This window comes from Dyella sp., assembly GCF_035486915.1.
Lineage (GTDB): Bacteria > Pseudomonadota > Gammaproteobacteria > Xanthomonadales > Rhodanobacteraceae > Dyella_B.
Window position 1 is genome coordinate 1 of sequence record NZ_DATHMR010000163.1, and the last position, 21,461, is coordinate 21,461.

The 21,461-nt window shown below is 61.2% G+C and carries 20 protein-coding genes and 1 riboswitch; of the genes, 9 read left to right on the top strand and 11 right to left on the bottom strand.

Annotation, left to right across the window (positions count from 1 at the left end; genetic code table 11):
- Both VK725_RS12990 and VK725_RS12995 read right to left on the bottom strand, forming a co-directional pair.
- The coding region (locus VK725_RS12990) for a TonB-dependent receptor plug domain-containing protein (protein ID WP_414648503.1) at window positions 1-461 on the bottom strand (461 nt) is incomplete at its 3' end.
- A 136-nt stretch (window positions 462-597) separates the two neighbouring features.
- A riboswitch (cobalamin riboswitch) is annotated at window positions 598-822 on the bottom strand.
- A gap of 171 nt (window positions 823-993) precedes the next feature.
- The gene (locus tag VK725_RS12995; protein ID WP_126674339.1) at window positions 994-1,746 is read right to left on the bottom strand and encodes a GntR family transcriptional regulator; all 753 of its coding nucleotides are present in this window, start codon (window positions 1,744-1,746) and stop codon (window positions 994-996) included.
- A 190-nt stretch (window positions 1,747-1,936) separates the two neighbouring features.
- On the opposite strand from VK725_RS12995, the gene zwf reads away from it, so the two are divergent.
- From zwf to VK725_RS13025, 6 genes are all read left to right on the top strand, one after another.
- The gene (zwf, locus tag VK725_RS13000; RefSeq protein WP_325318479.1) at window positions 1,937-3,436 is read left to right on the top strand and encodes a glucose-6-phosphate dehydrogenase; all 1,500 of its coding nucleotides are present in this window, start codon (window positions 1,937-1,939) and stop codon (window positions 3,434-3,436) included.
- Between the two features lie 14 nt (window positions 3,437-3,450).
- Window positions 3,451-4,128, top strand: coding sequence for a 6-phosphogluconolactonase (pgl, locus tag VK725_RS13005; protein WP_414648504.1), 678 nt, complete (start codon window positions 3,451-3,453; stop codon window positions 4,126-4,128).
- Between the two features lie 163 nt (window positions 4,129-4,291).
- A complete protein-coding gene (gene edd / locus VK725_RS13010) occupies window positions 4,292-6,103 on the top strand; it encodes a phosphogluconate dehydratase (protein WP_325318481.1) in 1,812 nt (603 codons plus the stop codon).
- A gap of 17 nt (window positions 6,104-6,120) precedes the next feature.
- Window positions 6,121-6,780, top strand: coding sequence for a bifunctional 4-hydroxy-2-oxoglutarate aldolase/2-dehydro-3-deoxy-phosphogluconate aldolase (gene eda / locus VK725_RS13015; RefSeq protein ID WP_325318482.1), 660 nt, complete (start codon window positions 6,121-6,123; stop codon window positions 6,778-6,780).
- 210 nt (window positions 6,781-6,990) lie between these two features.
- Window positions 6,991-8,571: a S10 family peptidase gene (locus tag VK725_RS13020; RefSeq protein WP_325318483.1), complete on the top strand. Its 1,581-nt coding sequence runs from the start codon at window positions 6,991-6,993 to the stop codon at window positions 8,569-8,571.
- Window positions 8,572-8,652: 81 nt separating this feature from the next.
- Window positions 8,653-9,024 carry a nuclear transport factor 2 family protein gene (locus VK725_RS13025; protein ID WP_325318484.1) on the top strand — a complete coding sequence of 124 codons (372 nt, stop codon included), beginning with the start codon at window positions 8,653-8,655 and terminating at the stop codon, window positions 9,022-9,024.
- Here the strand turns inward: VK725_RS13025 and VK725_RS13030 are convergent.
- The 9 genes from VK725_RS13030 to VK725_RS13070 form a co-directional block, all read right to left on the bottom strand.
- Window positions 8,920-9,432, bottom strand: a complete 513-nt coding sequence (locus VK725_RS13030; RefSeq protein ID WP_325318485.1) for a GNAT family N-acetyltransferase — start codon at window positions 9,430-9,432, stop codon at window positions 8,920-8,922. The genes VK725_RS13025 and VK725_RS13030 overlap by 105 nt on opposite strands.
- 14 nt (window positions 9,433-9,446) lie before the next feature.
- Complete coding sequence (locus tag VK725_RS13035) at window positions 9,447-9,968, bottom strand: dihydrofolate reductase family protein (protein WP_325318486.1); 522 nt, start codon at window positions 9,966-9,968, stop codon at window positions 9,447-9,449.
- 26 nt (window positions 9,969-9,994) lie between these two features.
- A complete protein-coding gene (locus VK725_RS13040; protein ID WP_325318487.1) occupies window positions 9,995-10,372 on the bottom strand; it encodes a VOC family protein in 378 nt (125 codons plus the stop codon).
- Window positions 10,373-10,444: 72 nt separating this feature from the next.
- Entirely contained in the window at window positions 10,445-10,837 is a 393-nt protein-coding gene (locus VK725_RS13045) for a VOC family protein (RefSeq protein ID WP_325318488.1), read from the bottom strand.
- Between the two features lie 38 nt (window positions 10,838-10,875).
- Entirely contained in the window at window positions 10,876-15,354 is a 4,479-nt protein-coding gene (locus VK725_RS13050) for a DEAD/DEAH box helicase (protein WP_325318512.1), read from the bottom strand.
- 174 nt (window positions 15,355-15,528) lie between these two features.
- Window positions 15,529-16,473, bottom strand: coding sequence for an oxidoreductase (locus tag VK725_RS13055; protein WP_325318489.1), 945 nt, complete (start codon window positions 16,471-16,473; stop codon window positions 15,529-15,531).
- Window positions 16,470-17,345 carry an oxidoreductase gene (locus tag VK725_RS13060; RefSeq protein WP_325318490.1) on the bottom strand — a complete coding sequence of 292 codons (876 nt, stop codon included), beginning with the start codon at window positions 17,343-17,345 and terminating at the stop codon, window positions 16,470-16,472. The genes VK725_RS13055 and VK725_RS13060 overlap by 4 nt, the downstream gene beginning before the upstream one ends.
- A gap of 69 nt (window positions 17,346-17,414) precedes the next feature.
- The gene (locus tag VK725_RS13065; RefSeq protein WP_325318491.1) at window positions 17,415-17,987 is read right to left on the bottom strand and encodes a TetR/AcrR family transcriptional regulator; all 573 of its coding nucleotides are present in this window, start codon (window positions 17,985-17,987) and stop codon (window positions 17,415-17,417) included.
- 68 nt (window positions 17,988-18,055) lie between these two features.
- On the bottom strand, window positions 18,056-18,868 hold the full coding sequence (locus VK725_RS13070) for a helix-turn-helix transcriptional regulator (protein WP_325318492.1): 813 nt from the start codon (window positions 18,866-18,868) through the stop codon (window positions 18,056-18,058).
- 269 nt (window positions 18,869-19,137) lie between these two features.
- On the opposite strand from VK725_RS13070, the gene VK725_RS13075 reads away from it, so the two are divergent.
- The 3 genes from VK725_RS13075 to VK725_RS13085 all read left to right on the top strand — a co-directional run bounded on the left by VK725_RS13075 (window position 19,138) and on the right by VK725_RS13085 (window position 21,431).
- Complete coding sequence (locus tag VK725_RS13075; protein ID WP_325318493.1) at window positions 19,138-19,395, top strand: hypothetical protein; 258 nt, start codon at window positions 19,138-19,140, stop codon at window positions 19,393-19,395.
- Between the two features lie 86 nt (window positions 19,396-19,481).
- Entirely contained in the window at window positions 19,482-19,940 is a 459-nt protein-coding gene (locus VK725_RS13080; RefSeq protein WP_325318494.1) for a MarR family transcriptional regulator, read from the top strand.
- 27 nt (window positions 19,941-19,967) lie between these two features.
- Window positions 19,968-21,431, top strand: coding sequence for an efflux transporter outer membrane subunit (locus tag VK725_RS13085; protein ID WP_325318495.1), 1,464 nt, complete (start codon window positions 19,968-19,970; stop codon window positions 21,429-21,431).
- The last annotated feature ends 30 nt before the right edge of the window (window positions 21,432-21,461 follow it).

Genomic DNA, 21,461 nt, shown 5'->3' on the forward strand with positions numbered 1-21,461 from the left:
GCATCAGAGCCGTACAGGCTGGCGCGCGGACCGCGCACGATTTCGATGCGATCGATCGCTTCGACCGGAATCTGTTCCAGTGCCGGCACCCCCGCACTGACCGAACCGATGCGCACGCCATCGACCAACAGAAGCGTGTGATCAGCGTTGGTACCGCGCAGAAAAATGCTGGCCTGACCGCCGATACCGCCCGTCTGCGCCATCGACACGCCGGGCAGCCCGGTCAGCAGATCCACCAGCGATGTGGGCTGCAGGCGTTCAATATCTTCGCGCGTGATCACGGTGACCGACGACAGCGTGTCGTTCTCGGTCGTAGCGGTGCGTGTAGCGGTCACCACGATGGTTTTCAGTGTGGTGTTCTGATCGTTCGAAGGATCGCTCGATGCAGTTTGCGCGTAAGCGAACGAGCTGCTCAGGCTGAGCGCGAGCATGGCGGTCGCCAGCGGAGTTTTCTTCAACATGTGTCCGGTTCCCCTGCCGCACGTCCCCGCGCGGCGTCAATAAATAAGCCGGCAGCCATGCGGTTTGAGAGGGAGCGGAATGCGGGCAGGCGTAATGAGGTCGGCACGCGATCCGAGCCTCGCCCACCGCGAGTTGCCAGAACCAATGAATCGGGCCGGTCTCCGGACTCGCGAGGCGGTGCGCTTGCAATCGCACCTCGAACGATGCCTTCCCATGCGTACAGCACAGTGGCGTCGAACCGTTCGAAAACCTCACTTACCGTTGCGGGGGCAGTGCCGGCCTTGCTGCGTGAGCAGCGCACCGGCTTCCCGTTTCATCCCGTGGGCGAAGGCCTTTGGGACACCCGAAACTGATCAATCTTAGCTGGCGTCCGGCCGGAGGGGCAAATAAGCCGTGGGCGCCTGTAATTTTCTACGTGTTGTTTGGTGACGTCAGCAGAGTGAAATGGGTACCGGCTGTTGCCGTCATCCCAGCGAAAGCTGGAATGACGAGCTCGTGGATGATGAGCAAGAACGCGGGGAGACGTCGGGCTCAGTCCGTCTGCAACTCAGCGACGAAATCGTAGATATCGCCGCGATACCAGGAGGTGGTGAATTCGACCACGCGGCCATCATCGAGAAAGCCACGCCGTTCGATATGCAATCCAGCGCTGCCTGCCGTGACATGCAGCAAGCGCGCCTGACGCGCGCCGAGCAACACCGCACGCAGCCGCTGCAATGCGCGCACGGGGCGGCAGTTGTGATGCTCCAGCGCTTCGTAGAGCGAATCGTGCACTTCGTGCGGATCGGGCAGGACGCTGGCGGGTACGACGCTGCGTTCGATCGCCAGCGGCTCGTCTTCCGCATAGCGCACGCGGTGCAGGCGAGCGACCAAGACGCCGGGTGAGAGATTCAGCGCCATCGATTCCTCAGGCGTCACCTCGCCCACGCTGCGCTCGAAAAACTCCGAGCGCGGATGCAGACCGCGGGCGCGCAAATCTTCCGTGAAGCTGGTCAGGCGCGACATCGGCTTGACGATGCGCTCGGCCACGAAGGTGCCCGCGCCGTGGCGCTGCGTGAGCAGGCCTTCTTCGACCAAACCGGAAATGGCCTTGCGGACCGTCACGCGGGACAAACCCAAAGCCTGCGATAAATCTCTTTCGCTCGGTAAGGTTTGGCCCGGTTCGATGTCGCGATGCTGGATGACATTGCGAATAGCCCGGCGCAGCCGCAGGTAGGCCAGCGGCTGATGGGTGGTCGTATCGCGGCTCAGGCGCCGGTATTCGTCGGCCAGGGCGTTCTGCATAGAAGCGCACCATACCAATGCCTAACCACTTCTACAACAGCCAGTTAGCCCCGGACCTAGGCCTGCTTAGGAAAAATTTGCATACGAATGCAGGGGTCCAGGCACTGGTATTGCCTGGTATGTCATTGGTACGATCAGAGCCCCCCGGTGGCCGCAGCTCCGCAGCCGCCAGCACCACACGAGGTGAGTTGTGACTGCACCTGCTCAACCGGTCGATGCGTTCGATCTGGTGATTTTCGGCGGCACCGGCGACCTGGCCGTCCGCAAACTCCTCCCTGCCCTGTTCCATCGTTACATCGACGGCCAAATCCCGGACGGCACGCGCATCATCGGCGTGGCGCGCGAAGGGCTGGACGATGAGGGTTACCGCCAGCAGATCCAGGCGGGTCTCAACGGCGCGGCCGGAAAGCATCCCGAAAAATTCAAAGCCTTCCTCAAGCTGGTCAGCTACCGACCGCTCGATGCGCGCAAGGACGAGGGCTGGGACGATTTCGCCAGGCTCATGGGCGAGCAACCCGGTCACGTGCGCGTGTTCTACCTGTCTACGTCGCCGGATTTGTTCGTCGACATCTGCCGGCGCCTGGGCCACTACGGTCTCAACAAGGGCGAATCGCGCGTAGTGATGGAAAAGCCGATCGGCCACGATCTGGCCAGCGCGAACCGCATCAACGACGACGTCGGCAGCGTCTTCGACGAATCGCAGACCTTCCGCATCGATCACTACCTCGGCAAGGAAACGGTGCAGAACCTGCTCGCGCTGCGTTTCGGCAACGCGCTGTTCGAACCGCTGTGGAATGCCGAGCACATCGATCACGTGCAGATCACTGTGGCCGAAACGCTCGGCGTCGGTCGCCGCGGTTCGTACTACGACCATGCTGGCGCGTTGCGCGACATGGTGCAGAACCACATGTTGCAGCTGCTTTGCATGGTGGCGATGGAACCGCCGTCGTCGCTGTCGCCCGATGCGGTGCGCGATGAGAAGCTCAAAGTGTTGCATTCGCTCAAGCCGATCACCGACGAAAACGCCGCGCAGCTCACCGTGCGTGGCCAGTATCGCGCTGGCGCCACCGAAGGGCAGAGCGTCAAGGGTTACATCGACGAACTCAACGAAGACAGCAAAACCAAGATCGAAAAGTCCCAGACCGAAACCTTCGTTGCATTGAAGGCGGAAATCGGTAACTGGCGCTGGGCCGGTGTGCCGTTCTATCTGCGCACGGGCAAGCGATTGGCCGAGCGAGTGTCGGAAATCGTCGTCGCGTTCAAGCCTGTGCCGCATTCGATCTTCCAGCCGTCGGCCGGTCCGCTGGCGCAGAACCGTCTGGTGCTTCGTCTGCAACCCGACGAAGGCGTGAAACTGTGGCTGACGATCAAACATCCGGGTCCGGGTGGTTTGCGCCTACGTCATGTACCGCTCGATATGAGCTTTGCCGAAGCCTTCGGCGTGCAGCAATCCGACGCGTATGAGCGCTTAATACTCGACGTCGTGCGCGGCAATCCCACTCTGTTCATGCGTCGCGACGAAGTGGAAGCGGCATGGCGTTGGGCGGGTCCCATCCTGGCCGCGTGGGAAGACAGTGGCGAATCGCCGCGTCCGTACACCGCTGGCACCTGGGGACCCAGCGCTTCCGTGGCGTTGATCGAACGCGACGGCCGTACCTGGAACGAAGACAACGAGGATAACAGCGAGTGACTTCTCAAGCCTCCATGCATGCGTTCGACGATGGCCAGGCGCTGGCGACTGCGCTGGCCACGCGCATTGCCGATGACTTGCGCAACGCGATCGACGCGCGCGGCGAGGCAACCATCGCCGTGTCGGGCGGCAGCACGCCAAAGCGCTTGTTCGAGCGGTTGTCGCACGAGGTGCTGGATTGGTCGCGCGTCACGGTAACGCTGGTCGACGAACGTTGGGTGCCCGACACGGACGAGCGTTCCAATGCACGTCTGGTGGAAGCGTTTCTATTTCGCCACAACGCGGCGGACGCGAAGTTTGTGCCGTTGTATGCGGAAGCACCGACACCGGAAGCCGGCATCGCTCAAGTACGCACACGCATCGGCACGATGAAGCTTCCACTCGATATCGTCGTACTGGGCATGGGGCCGGACGGGCACACCGCCTCGTTTTTTCCGGGTGGCGATCGTCTGAGTGAAGCGCTCGACCTGACGAACACTGCAGAAGTGTTGCCCATGCGTGCGCCCAATGCCGGTGAGCCGCGCATCACGTTTACGCTCCCCGTCTTGCTGAAAGCGCGCGCGTTGTACTTGCATATCGAAGGGACAGACAAGCGCGTGGTGCTCGAACAAGCCGAACAACCCGGCAGTTCATTGCCCATCGCCAGCGTGCTCCATCGCGCGCCTCAGCTGGAAATCTATTGGTGCCCGTAATGCGTCGTGTTTTGCTTCACGCCGATTCTTCCTTTGCTTGCAGCAACGCGAGACGACGAGGGCAGGCGGAATGCATGCCGGCAAGTTCGAATAATCATCACTCAACCTTCCCCATCACACTGGGGAACGAATGCCTGCCGCGCGTCAGCGGCTGGAGTGGAACATGAGTTTGCATCCTGTTGTTGCCGAAGTCACCGAACGTATTGGCGAACGCAGCCGAGATACACGTGCGGCTTATCTGAGCCGCATTCAAAGCGCCGTGGTGCAAGGTACGCATCGCGCACGTCTTTCCTGCGGAAATATCGCGCACGGTTTTGCTGCATGCGGCGAGCACGACAAGACGGCCTTGCGCGATGGCCATGCGCCGAATATCGGCATTGTCACCGCCTACAACGACATGCTTTCGGCGCATCAGCCGTATGAGCGTTACCCCGCGTTGATTCGCGATATCGCGCGCGATGCCGGCTTCACCGCACAGGTGGCCGGTGGCGTGCCCGCTATGTGCGACGGTGTCACGCAGGGGCGTTCCGGCATGGAGCTGTCGTTGTTCTCCCGCGATCTGATCGCCATGGCGACTGCCGTCGCGTTGTCGCACGACATGTTCGACGGTGCGCTTTATCTGGGCATCTGCGACAAGATCGTGCCGGGCCTGCTCATCGGCGCGCTCAGCTTCGGTCATCTGCCGGGCGTCTTTGTTCCCAGCGGTCCGATGCCCAGCGGCATCAGCAACGAACAGAAATCGAAAGTGCGTCAGGCCTATGCCGAAGGCAAAGCCAGCCGCGCCGAATTGCTGGAAGCGGAAGCCGGTTCCTATCACTCGCCGGGAACCTGCACGTTCTACGGCACTGCCAACTCCAATCAGATGTTGATGGAGATCATGGGCCTGCATTTGCCTGGGGCAAGTTTCGTCGCGCCGGATACACCGCTGCGCGACGCACTGACCGCAGAAGCTGTGCGCCGCAGCGCAGCGTTGAGCAAGTCGGGTGAAGATCTGCCCATCGGACACATCGTCGATGAGCGAGCCATCGTCAATGGCGTGATCGGCTTGCACGCGACGGGCGGCTCGACCAATCATCTGCTGCATCTGGTTGCTATTGCACAGGCAGCGGGCATCGCGCTGCGTTGGGAAGATTTCGACGCTCTCTCGTCTGCGATTCCCTTGCTGGCGCGCGTGTATCCCAACGGCTACGCCGACGTGAATCAATTCCATGAAGCCGGCGGTATGGGCTTTCTGATCGATCAATTGTTGAGCGCCGGGTTGCTGCATGGCGATGCACGCACGGTTACGGGTACGACGCTCGCCGATTACGCAAAGATTCCTTCGCTCGATGCTTCCGGCAAACTGGTCTGGACACCGGTATCGAAGGAAAGTGGCAATCGCGGCGTGTTGCGCGGCATGGCCGAGCCTTTCCGCGCCGATGGCGGCTTGCGCATGGTTCACGGCAACATCGGGCGCGCGGTGATCAAGGTGTCGTCCGTACCGGACGATCGCCTGGTTATCGAGGCGCCCGCAGTCGTGTTCCACGATCAGGATGAGATCAAGGGTGCTTTCGACCGCGGCGAACTCAATCGCGACTTTATCGCTGTAGTGCGTTTCCAGGGACCGCGCGCGAACGGTATGCCGGAGTTGCACAAACTCACACCGCCGCTCGCGGTCTTGCAAGATCGTGGCTACCGCATCGCACTCGTGACCGACGGTCGCATGTCAGGCGCAAGCGGTCGCGTGCCCGCAGCCATCCACGTGACGCCCGAAGCTGACGATGGCGGCGCGATTGCAAAGATTCGCAATGGCGACATCATCCGTCTGGACGCCCTGCACGGAACGCTCGATGTGCTGGTCGATGCCGCAGAGTTCGCCGAGCGCGCACCCGCCATCGGCGATCTTTCCACGCATCAACACGGCATGGGGCGCGAACTCTTCAGCATGTTCCGCCGCAATGCCATGCCCGCGGATCTTGGCGCCGGCGTGCTGTAACCGAATCAGGAACGGACATGAACATCGAAGCAAAACAAAAACAGGTTGAAGCCACGATGCGTTTGGCGGCGGTGATCCCTGTGGTGATCATCGACGACGCTCGCCATGCCGTGCCTATGGCCCGTGCCTTGGTTGCCGGCGGCGTGCCGGCCATCGAGGTGACATTGCGCACACCTGCCGCGCTCGATGCCATACGCGCCATTGCCAGCGAAGTGGAAGGTGCCGTCGTGGGTGTTGGCACGGTGCTGACGGCCAAAGACTTGCACGCTGCCGAACAAGCGGGTGCGCGCTTCGCCGTATCGCCAGGCGTATCGCCCAATCTTCTTGCTGCGGCGGAAGACAGCGCATTGCCGCTGCTGCCTGGCGTCGCCACCGCGAGCGAAGCGATGAACATGCTCGAACGCGGTTATCGCCATCTGAAATTTTTTCCGGCGGTTCCTGCTGGCGGCACAAAGCTGCTCGGCGCATGGGCCAGCCCACTTCCCCAGTTGCGCTTCTGCCCTACCGGCGGCATTGCACTGACCACCGCGCCGGATTTCCTTGCGCTCTCCAACGTCCTTTGCGTGGGCGGCTCTTGGCTCACACCGAAAGACAAACTCGTGAGCGGTGATTGGGAAGGCATCGAGCAATTGGCCCGCGAAGCCGCACTGCTGCGCGACGTTGTCGCCAACGCATAACCACACCTGCATGGAATCCTTCTCCCGTAGGGAGAAGGTGCCTGCAGGCGGATGAGGGTGCGGCCGGAGCCAAGCCCGCAGCCCACGCCAATCGACGCAGCGCTAAGGTGCTTCGCTCATGACGTGACTTCTGGCGCGCGAAACCTGCCCCCTGGTCTCCCTATCCTGAGCGGTCGGCACATCACGCCAGTAAAAGGGGTCCAAACATCCATGCGCAAGCTTCCGCTCGCTATCGCCCTTGCGGCACTTCTTCTTGGCACCGCCTCTGCCGCAGATAAAAAAGACAAATCGACACCGGATGAGCCCAAGCCCGAAGCGGCGCTCCTGAAACCCCAGGCCTCCACCAGCGAAGGCTCCGTATCCGTCGAAGGCAAGCGCATCTCGTATAAGGCAGTTGCAGGCACCATCGTGCTGCACGGCAAGGGCGATAAGGAAAACGAGCCCACGGCAAGCGTTTTCTATGTGGCTTATTTCAAGAAGGGCGCCGACGCCGCCAAGCGTCCCGTCACCTTCATCTACAACGGCGGCCCCGGTTCGGCCACGGTGTGGTTGCACATGGGTGCGTTCGGTCCGCGCCGTGTCGTCACCAGCGACGACAGCCACACGCCCGCCGCGCCGTATCAGCTGGTCAACAATGACTACAGCCTGCTCGATGCATCCGATCTGGTTTTCATCGATGCGCCCGGCGCAGGTTTCAGCCGTCTGGTTGCCAACGACCCCGATGCATCCAAGCGCGAAGGTCAGATGGGAGATCGACGCAAGGAACTGTATAGCGTCGACGGTGACGGTCATGCCTTCGCGCAGTTCATCACGCAGTTCCTATCGCGCTATGGCCGCTGGAACTCGCCCAAATACCTGTTCGGCGAAAGCTACGGCACGACACGTTCGGCGGTGGTCGCGAACGATCTGGAAAACGAAGATAGCGTCGATCTCAACGGCGTGATCCTGCTGTCGCAGATCCTCAACTTCGACACCAGCGTCGACGGCGCCGATCAGAATCCGGGCATCGACCTCCCCTACGAGCTGGCGCTTCCGACCTACGCGGCGACGGCGTACTACCACCACAAGCTGCCGCAGCAACCGGGAGACCTTGAGCCGTTCCTGCAGGAAGTGGAGCAGTTCGCACTCGGCGACTATGCACAAGCGTTGATGCAGGGTTCGCGAATCGACGATGCGCGCAAGCAAGCGGTTGCAGAGAAACTGCATCAATACACCGGCTTGTCCGTGTCCTACTTGATGAAGGCAAACCTGCGCGTCACCGGCGGCATGTTCGAGCACGAATTGCTCGGCGACACCGACGACACCACCGGGCGCCTGGATACGCGCTTCTCCGGTCCGTCGCTCGATCCGTTGAGCAAGGAAGCCGAGTACGACCCCCAATCGTCAGCGATCAGCTCCGCCTACATTGCAGCGTTCAACGACTATGTGCGCAAAGATCTCAAATTCGGTCAGGATCTGAATTACCGCGAATTTGCCGACGTCAAGGAATGGATCTTCAAGCACAACGATCACGACGGCACCGTCAACGTGATGCCGGATCTGGCCATGGCGATGAAGACCAATCCAAATCTCAAGGTCTTCCTCAACGGCGGTTATTACGATCTCGCCACACCGTTCTTTGCGGCGGACTACGAAATGCACCATATCCCGGTGCAGCCGCAACTGATGAACAACGTGACCTATGCGTGGTACCCGTCCGGCCACATGGTGTACGCGCACGAGGCCTCGCTGAAGCTTCTGCACGACAACGTAGCTCATTTCATCGAACAGACGGATAATGTAAAGCACTAAGCTTGCCGCGGCGTCCCGCCGCGATCCCAGCCACTGCCGGGATCGCGGCTCAAGCCGACCGTCGTTGCGTTGGAGACCCTCATGCGTGCCCTGATCGATCGTTACATCGACGCCTATAACCGTTTGGACGTCGACGGCATGCTCGCAACGATGCACCGCGAAGTCACTTTCGAAAACTACACCGGTGGCGTACTCAGCGTACGCACGCTGGGCATCGAGGAACTTCGCCATCTGGCGGAAAGCTCGCGGCACCTGTTTCTGGCGCGCCGCCAAACCATCACCGGCTACAGCGAAGCCGCAGGCGTCGCGCACGCGCAAATCGCGTTCGAAGGCACGTTCGCCATCGATCTACCCAATGGCGTGCGCGCAGGTCAGCAAATTGCCCTTAGTGGTCGTAGCGAATTTAAGGAACTGGACGGGTTGCTGATCTACATCGCCGATCACAGCGATTGATCGTCCCGGCGAATACCGTAGGTACCTTTCCGGATTCGGAAGCGTCGTAAAACCCAGCCGTGTATATAAGCCCTGCGCGCTCGACGTGCGCAGCAGGAATGTCACACCTTGAAGTTCCGGGTGTGCAAGCATCGCCTGCATAAGCGCCGTCGAATACCCCAATCCACGATGCGCCTGCACGACAAACACATCCATCACGTAAGCAAGATGCGAGTAGTCCGTAACAACGCGCCCGAACGCCACTTGCGAAGTGCCCACAAAGCCGCCGAAACACAAAGAATAGCTTAGTGATTTGCGAGCCAGCTCAATCGATACGCCTCTGGCCCAGTGCGACTCTTCCGAGAGAAAGCGATGAATAAGTGGGATATCCAGTTCGGTGGAATCGGTCGAAATGCGAAAAACACCCATAAGCGAGCACTGTGTCAGATGACCACGTCATACTCGCTTTGCACGAGGCCGCTTGCGTAAGACCGCGTAGCAACGTGCCGTAGCGCGATGTCGTGGGAAGTTGCGCCAAAGAGCGCAATGCCTGTACCGATCAGAACGGGTACGCGGGTGATGATAAGGCGTTGAACGAGCCCTGCGCGCAGAAAACCCTGGATCGTGATGCCGCCATCGATGTAAGCGTGACCGACGCCACGCGCGGAAAGTGTGGATGCCACGTCTTTCGGTGAAACGGAAACGTGCTCGACAACGGCGCCCAGCGGCGCCGGCGCAAGTGGGTGTGCGCTCATAACGAAAACAGGTTTTGGCCCATAAGGCCACTGAGCGAACGCCAACACCGTCTCGTACGTCCTGCGCCCGATCACCAAAGCATCCACCGACGCCACGAATTCTTCATAGCCGTGCGGCTCGCCACCGCCGGGTGGAAGAAAATCCAGCCCGCCATCCAGGCGAGCCATGAATCCGTCGACACTCACTCCAACAAAGACAGAAGCTCTCATCGTGTTTCTCCACATGGGGATTCAAGCTATTCGTAAGTGCGAATTTCCAGTAGATGCTTATTCGGGTCATAGAAATAAAGCGTCGGCGCCAAGCCACGCGCACCGGATTCTTCACCGGGGCCGGTATTGGAACCCACCGAGTCGAACGAACGTCCGAAGGGAATGCCGGAAGTCTTGATGCGATCGAAGATGGCATCGAATTCCGCACGCGATACGGCAAATGCGTAGTGTTCCAAACCAGCGGTTCCGTACGGTGCGAGCTGCAACTGAAACTCGGGATTGACGCGAACCACCGTAAACGGACCGTCGCGGCCACCCAGCGCAAACCCCATGATCTGCGTGTAAAACGCTACGCTGGCTTGCAGATCGTTTACCTTCAGAATGACGTGATCGAGCGCAGCCATGGCATCGTATCCCGCAAGTTAGGGGGCACCTATAGCGATCGGCCGCTGGTGCTTTGGATATGAGCAATCACGTTATCTGACGTTGGTCGGATCGAAATGTGGATTCTCGATGATGCCCAAGCGGTTCCCAAAGGGATCGACCACCGCTGCCACTCTTATGCCTCCACCCACCTCGGTGACGGGCTCAAGCGATTTGGCACCGAGTTCGAGCAAGCGTGCATACGCGATCGCGATATCGACGACACCCCACAACGGCTGTGGGCCACTGGTGCCCGCTTGTGCATCGGGTATCAGTCCAAGTTCGAAGCCGCCCACCTGGAAGCCGACATAGAACGGTTCATCGAAATACGGCGGTTGGTTCAACACCTGCGTGTACCACTGCTTGGCGGCGGCCAGATCGTTGGCGGGATAAATGGCGGTCCGCAACCCGAGAATCATGCTGCCTTCTACCTGTTTCGTTTCCATGGAAACATCCCCTCATATGGGCGCATTGCCACGCAAGATCAGCGGTGAACGTAACTCACATCGCTAGTGCCATCGGGTTCCGGACGACGCAGCAGCGCATTGAACCAGCGACGCTGTTGCGCAAGATCGCTTTCGATCAGCCACTGCGGCTTGTTGGCCACCAGCGCGGCCACAGGCACGCCGTCTTCGTACAATACGCGCGTGCCTGCGAGCGCGGGCAGGCGATCGCCAGCCAGTACCGTACCTACAAGATTCAACGGATCGCTGCCGCTAAGGCAGATGCATTGTTGCTCCAGCGGGCGCTGCCGCACGCTTCGCAATTGGCCGATGGCCTCGGGCAACGCGAATTGCTCGCCGACCAGGCCTTCGACAAAGCGGCCGCCACGAATTTCGCCACGGGCCTCAAGCCGGTGATAAACGCGCAACAGCTCGCGCCACGAAGGCAGCCACGGTGCTTCGCGTTCTAGCAGTTTCCAGAACACTACGCCGTATCGGCGGAGCAACGCGCGCGCGATGTACTCGATATGCTCGGCCTGCCCTTCGCTGTTTGCATTCGACGATTGCGGTGAGTTACGTACGAGCGACCATCTTCCGGCATCCTCGATCTCACTGAGGGCGTGGCGGCGCACGCGACGGTGTTTGGGCGATTCGCGTTTGGCGGCGGGTGTCAGCAACGCACGCAGGCCGGCAAAGCTGTCGGCGGTCACGCGTCCGGCAGAAACGAGTTCGCCGAGTGCATCTTCCAGTTCCGTTCGAAGCAATCGAGCGGCGTCGATCAGTTCGTCGAAGAAAAGCGCGCCGTGTGCACTGAGCGCATCGACGACGGCTTGCGCGCGAGAAGACAGCAGCGTCGCCTGATCCTGGTTGCGATCGGCGATCGACGTCCACATGGGAAGCTGGCGACGTGGCAACAAAACAATGGGCGTGGCACGCACAGGGCCGCTGCTTCCGCCACCGCTGCGCAAGCGATTCCAGCCGATGCGCCCGGAGCGGCAAAGTTCATCTAGCCAGCGGCTGGAATAATCCTCGATGCGTGAAGCGAGCAGTTCGTTTTCCCATGCGCCGGCTGCGGCTTCGAAACCTTCGAGCTGGTTGAGTACCGCGCCCAATGCATCCGGTCCGCTCAATCGCGTGTTGGGTGCTGCGTGCTGCCATTCGAGCAGAAAGCGCATCAGATCGCGTCGGCTGACCGGCTCGATCTCGCGGCGCAGGCGGCCGATGGTGTAGCGGTGAATGCGCGCGAGCAAATGACGTTCGCACCACTCCACACCGCTGGCGTCAGGCGAGAAGCGGCCCTGCATGACGTAGCCTTCCGATTGCAGGCGAATCATTGCAAGTTCCACATCCGAAGCCTTGACGGCGAGCGATGCCGCCAACGCGGGCAGCGTGACGGGGCCAAGACCCGTCAATCGGCCGCGCACCAATTCGAGCAACGCATCTTCACGTGTCCATGTTTGCGCTGCAAATTCCGCAGGCGCTGCGATCGGCGGTTGCATGGGTGCAACAGCGTGAACGGCCTGCCAGAGCGGAAGCTTTTCCGCGCAGATCCAGATGCCCGTCTCGTATCCGTCAGGCGTAGCAAGCGTCAGGCGCGTGGCGCGATGAGCGTTCGCCAGTTTCTTCAGCCAATCGAGCCAGCCGGCATTGGCAGCGGCTTCGTGTGTCGTGATAAAGCCGAGCACGTTGAGCGCTTCGTGCATTTCGTCCGCGCTTCGCACGTCCGGCCATGCTTCCGCGCGCACCGCATTGATGGCATCGGGATCGAGCTTGGCCAGATCGTCGGTGTCCTCGATGCCATTCCAGTGGCGTGTCTGCACTGCACGCGTGCGGCGCTCTTCGAGCGGCGCGTCGTCGAGGAAGGCATACGGCGCAGCGTTGAGAATTTCGCTGGCCAGCGGACTCGGCGCGGTGAGGTCACGTGCCACCACCGTAATGGCGCCCGATTCGAGGCCTTTGAGAATATCCAGAAGGCCATCCACGTCCATGGCTTCGCGCAAACAATCGTGCAGCGTCTGATTCACCAGCGGATGATCGGGAATCTGACGCTCGCCGACGATGTTTTCCAGGCAAGCCACTTGATCGGGGAAAACGGCAGCGAGCAGATCTTCGCTCTTCATGCGCTGCAGTTGGGCGGGTACCTTCTTGCCGCTCGAGTAACGCGGCAACGCCAGCGCGGTGACTGCGTTCCATCGCCAGCGAACCGCGAACAGTGGCGCATCGAGCAACGCTTGCACCAGAACATGTTCGGCGCTGCTGCTATGCAGATAACGCGCGACTTCTTCCAGCGGAAAACTGTGGCTGGTCGACAAGGAAAGCACGATCGCATTCTCGGTCGCTGCCGCCTGCAATTCAAAATTGAACTGGCGACAGAAGCGTTTGCGCAAGGCAAGACCCCACGCGCGATTGATGCGGCTTCCCCACGGTGTGTGGATAACCAGCTGCGTGCCGCCGGATTCGTCGAAGAAGCGTTCGAATACCAGCGTGGATTGCGTAGGCAGCACGCCGAGCGCGGCCTTTGCCTTGGCGAGGTATTCCACGATTTGCTGCGCGGAGGAGTCGTTCATGCCCAGGGCATCGCGCAACCAGTCGAACGCGGCTTGCACGCCACCCGCATCGACGCGCGCGACGACTTCTTCGCGTAACCGCGACACGCCGAGCGACAACTCATTACTGCGTCCAGGCGCTTCGCCGAGCCAGAAAGGAATGCTCGGCGGCGCACCCTTTGCATCTTCGACGCGAAGACGGTCGCGTTCGACGCGCAGGATGCGATAGCTGGTGTTGCCGAGCTGAAAAATATCGCCCGCCAGGCTTTCGACGGCGAAGTCCTCATTCACGGTGCCGACAATCGTGGCTTGCGGTTCCAGCACGACGAGGTAGTCGGCCGTATCCGGAATAGTGCCGCCGGATGTCACGGCGGTGAGTCGCGCGCCGCGCCGCGCGCGTAACTCATGGTGTACGGCATCGCGATGCACATAGGCTGAGCGGGCACCGCGTCGGGTGGTGAAGCCGTCGGCCAGCATGCGCACAATCGCATCGAATTGCTCGCGCGGGAGCGTGCGATAAGGATGGGCGCGACGTATCAGTGCGAACAGCGCATCTTCATCCCATTCCGCACAGGCGATTTCGGCGACGATTTGTTGAGCGAGCACATCCAGCGGTTGCGGTGGCTGCACCAGCGTGTCGAGTTCGCCGCGGCGTACGCAGTCGAGCAACGCCGCGCATTCGATCAGGTCGTCCCGACTTGTCGGAAACAGGCGCGCTTTCGGGGTTCCGCTCACGGCATGTCCGGAACGACCGGCACGTTGCAGGAACGCAGCAATGGAGCGCGGCGAGGAGAGTTGGCAAACCAGATCCACGTCGCCAATATCAATGCCCAATTCCAGTGACGCCGTGGCGACCAAGACTTTCAGATCGCCGCGTTTCAGACGTTGTTCCGCATCGAGCCGCTGTTCTTTCGCCAGACTGCCGTGATGCGCGGCAACCGCTTCATGCCCGAGGCGCTCGGACAAGTGCCGCGCCACGCGTTCGGCCATGCGCCGGGTGTTGACGAAGACCAGCGTCGTGCGATGGTGTTCCACCAGCTGCGCAACCTGGTTGTACACCAGCTCCCACGTGTCGTTGGACATCACCGCTTCCAGCGGCACCGGAGGCACTTCGATGGCGAGGTCGCGATCGCGCGTGTGGCCGACGTCGATGATGGTGCAGGCCGATCCACGTTCGATTATAGGAAAAACATCCGGCAATGGACCTGAGCGCGCAAAAAGATCGCTGATGGGTTCGTCGCGATGCGATGCCTGTCGTGTTGCCGTTGTTTCGTCTTGGCGAGGAGCGAGCGGTGCAAGTGCTGCATCCGTGCCCTGCCCTGTCAGGAATTTCGCCACTTCTTCGATCGGTTTCTGCGTCGCCGACAAACCAATGCGAAGCAGGGGCCGCTGACACAGCGATTCCAGTCGCTCCAACGTAAGCGACAGATGCGCGCCGCGTTTGCTCGCAGCGACAGCGTGGATTTCATCGACGATTACGCTGCGCACGCTCTTGAGCATGTCGCGCCCGGAGAGCGAGCCCATCAGTACGTAGAGCGATTCAGGCGTCGTCACCAGAATGTGCGGCGGCGCCTTGCGCATCAGATTGCGTTCGACTTGCGGCGTGTCGCCGGTGCGCACCGCAGTGCGAATAGGTGCATCGGGCAGGCCGAGTTTTTCGAGTTCCGCACGAATGCCTTCGAGCGGCGCTTCGAGATTGATGTGGATGTCGTTCGACAACGCTTTCAGCGGTGACACGTACACCACGCGCGTTTCATTCGGCAGTGTGCCGCCGCGTGCGACGCTTTCCTGCACCAGCGCATCGATCGCAGCGAGAAAGGCAGTGAGCGTTTTACCCGAGCCGGTCGGTGCGGCGACCAGCGTGTGCTGGCCCGCGCGAATTGCTGGCCAAGCGCGGGCCTGCGCAGTCGTCGGCGCAGGAAAGGTGGCTTGGAACCACGCGGATACGGCGGGATGGAATTCGGAAAGCGGCATCGTCGAGGGCCCGCGGTCGAGCGGGTGCGGTTCGTCGATCATACATAGGGCCTGTTTCGCCGCGGTAAAATGCCCTCGGGCGGCCAACGTTCCGCTGCGCTGGCCAGGCACCATGCTGGGCCGCGCGCGTCTCACCCATTGAGACGCGCAGGGCCGGCATGACGATCAAATGGCTCAGGCCGCGACGGCGGCGCTCGGCCAGCGGGAGCCGGTCAGCTGTTCGGACACCTGCCATAAGCGCGCGGCGAGCGCCGGATCGCGCGCCTGCTTGCTCACCGATGCCTCGCCCACCGGTCCTTTCAGCTCGAACATGTTCTGCGGACCGTAATAGCCGGCTTTCTTCGCGTCGGTTGATGTGGCGGCGAACAAGGTAGGTAACGCGCCATCGGCGGCCGATTGCGATAGCAGCGGTTCCAGCCATGCGCCGAATTTGCCCGTTTTACCGGTGTTGCCCAGATTGCGGCCGCTGGTTTGCAGGTCGGTGCGTGCATAGCCTGGATGACAACCGTTGCTGATCAGTCCCCATCCGTTCGCGTCGCTGCGCCGTTGCAATTCCATGCCGAAAAGCAGCGTGGCCAGTTTCGACTGCGCATAGGCCGGCCACGCTCGGTAACGGCGTTCCCATTGCAGATCGTCGAAATGGATCGCTGCCTGCAGGCGATGCGCGCCGCTGCTGACTGTTACTACGTGCGGTTGTTTGCCGGCACGCAGCGCGGGCAGCAGATGATGCGTCAATGCAAAGTGGCCGAGGTAATTGGTGCCGAACTGCAGCTCGAAACCGTCTTCGGTGAGGAAGCGTTCCGGCGGCACCATCACACCGGCGTTGTTGATCAGCAGATCGAGCGATGGGTGCTCGCGATAGAACGCTTCGGCGAACGCGCGCACCGATGCGAGGCTAGCCAGATCCAGATGCCGAAACTGGATCTGCGCATGCGGATGCTCGGCGGCGATCGTACGCAATGCCGCATCGCCTTTGGCTTGATTGCGACCGGTAAGCATCACGTTCGCACCCTTGCCAGCCAGCTCGCGTGCGGCTTGGAAACCGATGCCGCCGGTTGCGCCCGTGATCACCACGAAACGGCCGTTTTGCTGGGGAATATCGTGCGTCGTCCAGTTCATGTCTGCTTACTCGCGAGCGTAAAGTCGGGCAATGGAGCAGCGTTGTCGAAATCGGTGGAAAGGCTTACCGGCTTCCAGCGTTCTGCGTCGGCACGGCGCGCGCTATCGACAAGATTGAAGAAATGCAGGGCGTCGCTGCCCAGGATAAGGTGTTCCGGCGGCGCATCATGCTCGGCCAATTGCAGGATCACCTGCGCGATCTTGTCCGGGTCGCCGACTTCATGGCCGATGTATTGGGCCAATCGTTTGGAGAACATGCCGACGGACGGCTCGTAATCGGGCCAGATCTCCGGTGAGGTGCCGCGTGCGATGCTGCCCCAATCGGTACGCATGCCGCCCGGTTCCACCGACGTGACTTTGATCCCGATCGGCGCGACTTCTTTGGCGAGCACCTCGGTGAAACCACCGACAGCCCATTTTGCCGATTGATATGCACTGAGCCCAGGCGAACCCATGCGCCCACCCACCGACGAAATCTGGATGATGTGGCCGGCGCGCTGCTTGCGCATGACCGGCAACGCGGCGCGCGTGAGATTCACCACACCGTAGAAATTGGTGTCGATCTGCGCGCGGAAATCGTCGTCGCCGATTTGCTCGAACGGCGCTGCATGGGCGAAGCCGGCGTTGTTGACGAGGACGTCCAGACGTCCAAACGCGGCGACGGCTTTGTCGACCGCCGCTTGCGCGGCCTTCGCATCGGTGACGTCGAGCACGACCGGCACGATGCGATCGCCGTAGCGGTCGAGGAGGTCTTGCAGTTTGTCGGTCTGCCGCGCGGCGGCGACCAGACGATGGCCGGCAGCGAGCACTGCTTCGGCCAGATTGCGGCCCAGACCGCGGGCGCTACCGGTAATCAACCAGATCTTGGACATGGGGAAATCTCCGTAATGTGAGGTTTTAGTTGAGTATGTAAGCACTCATGAGGTGAGCAAAAAAAACCCTCAATGTTCCGCAATGGCCGCCCAGAACGCATCGAAACCGGCGCTCTTGTAGCGGTCCGCCATGGCGGGTTCGCGAAGGATGAACTCCATGGTCGTCTCGGCGAGCGAACTCATGATCGCTCCGGCGAACGATGGCGGCTGATCCTTCAGTACGCCGCCAGCCAGACTTTTCTGCATCAAGGTGCTGACCTGGGCGAAGGCGGCTTGGCCCGCTTCCTTGGTCTGTGCGCTGACTCGGTCGGACACGCCAAGCTGTGACATCGCCTTGCGTTTATGCGGGTTGGCGACGCCCCAATCGACGTAGCCGTCCCACACATGGCGCGTCTGCACCTTGATGCGCTCGGCGGCAGGAAAGCCGTCGAGCATGGCGTGGCGCAGATCGCGCTTCAACTCCAGATACAGCTGATTGAGCAGCGCATCCTTATTTTCGAAATAGGTGAACAGACTGCCCTCGGCCACCCCTGCCCGCTTGGCGATCCGCGCAGTTGGCGCGCTCACACCCTGCTCGGCCACCACTTCCGTGGCGGCTTCGAGAATGGCGTTGCGCTTGTCTTCGCTGCGGGGGCGGGCCACGATGATTCCAATAATTGAGTGAGTGCTCAACTATAAGGGCGGCCCGCCCAGGATGCAAGGGCCAGCGATCAGCTCACCGCGCGCTGACCGAAGTAGCGTGCCGGCGAGTCGCCGAAGCTGCGGCGGAACATGGCGATGAAAGCGCTGGTGCTCGCGTAGCCCAGTCCATCCGCGACGGCGGCAACCGGTGTGCCGTCAGCCAGTTGTTCGAGGCAGCGAGTGAGCCGCGCTTGCTGTCGCCATTGCGCAAAACTCAAGGCGGTTTCCGCGCGGAACAGGCGGCTGAGCGTGCGTGGCGACAAACCTGCCCAGGAGGCCCATTCTTCCAGGCTGCGGTTGTCTTGCGGGTTTTCCATGACCGCATGCGCGATACGCAGGAGCCGCCGGTCGACCGGCATGGGCAAATGCAGCGGTTCGCGCGTTGCGCTGCGCACTTCATCGACCAGCACGGCGATGATGCGTTCCTGCTGCTCGTCCAGTTCGGCGTCCCAGGGCCAGGAGCTGGCGCGATGCACGAGTTCGCGCATCAAGGAACTCACGCCAATCACCGCCGGATGATCGGGCATGCAGTGGCTGATTTCCGGTGTCATAAAAACGCCCCAGCCGCTCATCACGCCACTGAGGGTGACCGTGTGCATTTCGCCCGGCGGCATCCAGCCCGCGCGATGCGGCGGCAACAACCACGAACCGCGCTCCGTATGCACGTGAACCAGACCGCTTTCCACGCACCAAAGCTGGCCACGTATATGGCTATGCCAATCGAGTTTGTGCGTCTTCTGGCTGAACTCGCTGGTGGCTTCGCCTTCGTCCCAGTAGGCGATAACGGGCTGTCCGTCAGCCCGTTCTATGAACTTGTGGAATTCCTCATCGGATTGCGACATGGCCGGTTCTCGACATTTTTTGGCCAAATAACGTTATCAGCTTATGCCCGTTCTTGCCTAATCTTTCGACAATCCGGTGGCTGAGCCGGATTTCCCCACGCCGCTGCCGCCGCTCGCGGCCCTTGATAAGCCCAGGTCGGAAGGGCCGCGCGTTTTTGCGCGAACCGATACCTGGATGTCTATGTCTGTCTGTCACGGTCCTTCTCGTTCGTTCGTCTATAGAACGACTCCCGTGATCCCCTGCAACACACAGAACAAGGAATGAGGCTATGTCCCCGATCCAACTGGTTTCCCTAAGGTCTGAAGTCTCCCGCTCCCCGGTCGAGACCTTTGTCGCCTGTGCCCATCAGATGCTCGATCCGGCCACCCCCGAGGCCGTTCGCCGCGCCATGGAGCCCCGTTTGCTGGCGCAATTGCCGGCGTTGCGCGCTTTAGGCGTGTTTGAGCTGTTCGAATTGCGCAATCCGGCGCTCCGCACCTGGCTGGGCGATGAGCTGGCCGAGCTGACTGCAGGAGGGGAGCAGTAATTCACTTCTAACCATTTGCTCGGACAATAGGTGCGCAAAACATATTTGCCTTGACAAATATTCTCGGGGCAATAATAATTCGCAGTATGAGCACCGGCCCCCTTATCACCCCGACCAGCCAAGAAAGTCTTGGCACCTTGCTCGCCCTGGTCCGCACCGAACTGGTGCGGTCGTTGGAGGCGGAAATCGCTGCAAAGAAGCTCGATTTGCGCTTCACTCAGTTCCTGATTCTCAAGCGGCTCGCCTCGCTGGGCCCGATGTCGGCAACCGAGCTGGCCCGAGCTGTAGAACTGGACGGTGGCGCGATGACACGCCAGCTGGATCAGCTGGAGGGGAGGGGTCTATTGCGCCGGTGTCCGCACGAACAAGATCGCCGCGCCTTGCGCATTGAGCTCACTGAGGCGGGGGATCAGTTGTGGCAACAACTAAGCGGTTGTAACGAGCGCGTCTTGCATGCAGCGCAGCGTACGTTGACCAACGCGGAAAGTGCGCAATTGCACGACTACCTGGAGCGCGTGTTACGCGCGCTTCGCGACAAGAACTGATTTACCTCTACTTCGAGATAGAAAGCCATGCGTCTGCATATTCTTGCGGCTGCTGTAGCACTGACGTTCGCCCTCGCCGGCTGTGTCACGAGCGGTGGTCTTCATACGAACGGCACATCCATCGATCCTTCCACGCTGAAAGCTGATCGCAGCTTTGCCAACGTGCAGGTGTCCGATGCGGCGTGGCCGAAAGAAGACTGGTGGACGGGGTTGGGCGATCCGCAACTCGATACGCTGATCGCCGAAGCCTTGCACGACAGCCCCACGCTCGCGGTCGCCGACGCGCGCGCGCGCGCCGCACAAGCGCAAACCGGCGCTGCCAATGCCGCACGCGATCCCTCGGTCAGTGTTGGCGGCAGCGTCGCCGAAGCACGCATTCCCACCACGCTTCCGCCGATTGGAAACGGCCACACAGGCGCTGCCAAGTATGTGTACGGCAGCTTCAAGTGGGATCTCGACTTGTGGGGCGGTCATCGTGCCGCGTGGGAAGCGGCGCTGGGCGATGAACGCGCTGCTGAAGTGGATGCGCAAGCTGCGCGTGTCGAACTCTCCACCAATGTTGCACGCGCGTACGTGCAACTCGGTTACGCCTATGCACAACAGGATGTCGCCATCGCCGAATTGAAGCGTGCGAATGACGCACGCAATCTCACGCGACAGCGCGTCGCGGCAGGCATCGACAATCAGTCGCAGTTGAAGCAGAGCGACTCCGAAGTCGCCAGCGCGGAAGGGCAGAAGGTACAAACCGATCGCGACATCGATGCGGCACGTTCGTCGCTCGCCGTGTTGCTTGGCAAAGGCCCGGATCGTGGCCGCGATATCGGCCGTCCGCAATTGCTGCCGCCATCCGCACTGACGGTGCCGTCGAATGTGCCGGTCGAGCTGATTGGCCATCGCGCGGATCTGGTTGCGGCACGCTGGCGCGTTGAAGCATCGAGCAAGGACATCAAGTCCGCCAAGGCCGAGTTCATGCCCGATGTGAACATCGGCGCACTCGCAGGTCTGGTGGCTCTGGGCGGCGGCAATTTGTTCCAGGCGCCTTCACGTTTCTACGAAGTCGCGCCGGCGATCAGCTTGCCGATCTTCGACGGTGGCCGTCGTCGCTCGAACTTGAACAGCAAGGACGCGCAATACGACCTGGCCGTCGCGCAATACAACCAGACGCTGGTGTCGGCCGTGAACGAAGTGTCCGACGACTACGACGCACTCAACTCCGTGCAACAGGAAATCGACGCGCAGCAACGCGCCGTCGATGCCGCCAGCGATGCATGGAAGCTTTCCGAGCAGCGTTACCAGGCAGGTATCGGCAGTTATCTGGAAGCACTGAGCGTGCGCCAGGAATTGCTGGCTGCCGAGCAGCGCATGGCGACGCTGCACGCACAACAGAGCGATCTGAACGTGCAACTGATCCAGGCACTCGGTGGCGGATTCCGTCCGCAAGCCGGTGCCGACGACCCCACTGCCGAAAAGCAGTTGGTCTCCAACGAATAATCCTTTCAATAATTTCCATCGTTCCTGAGG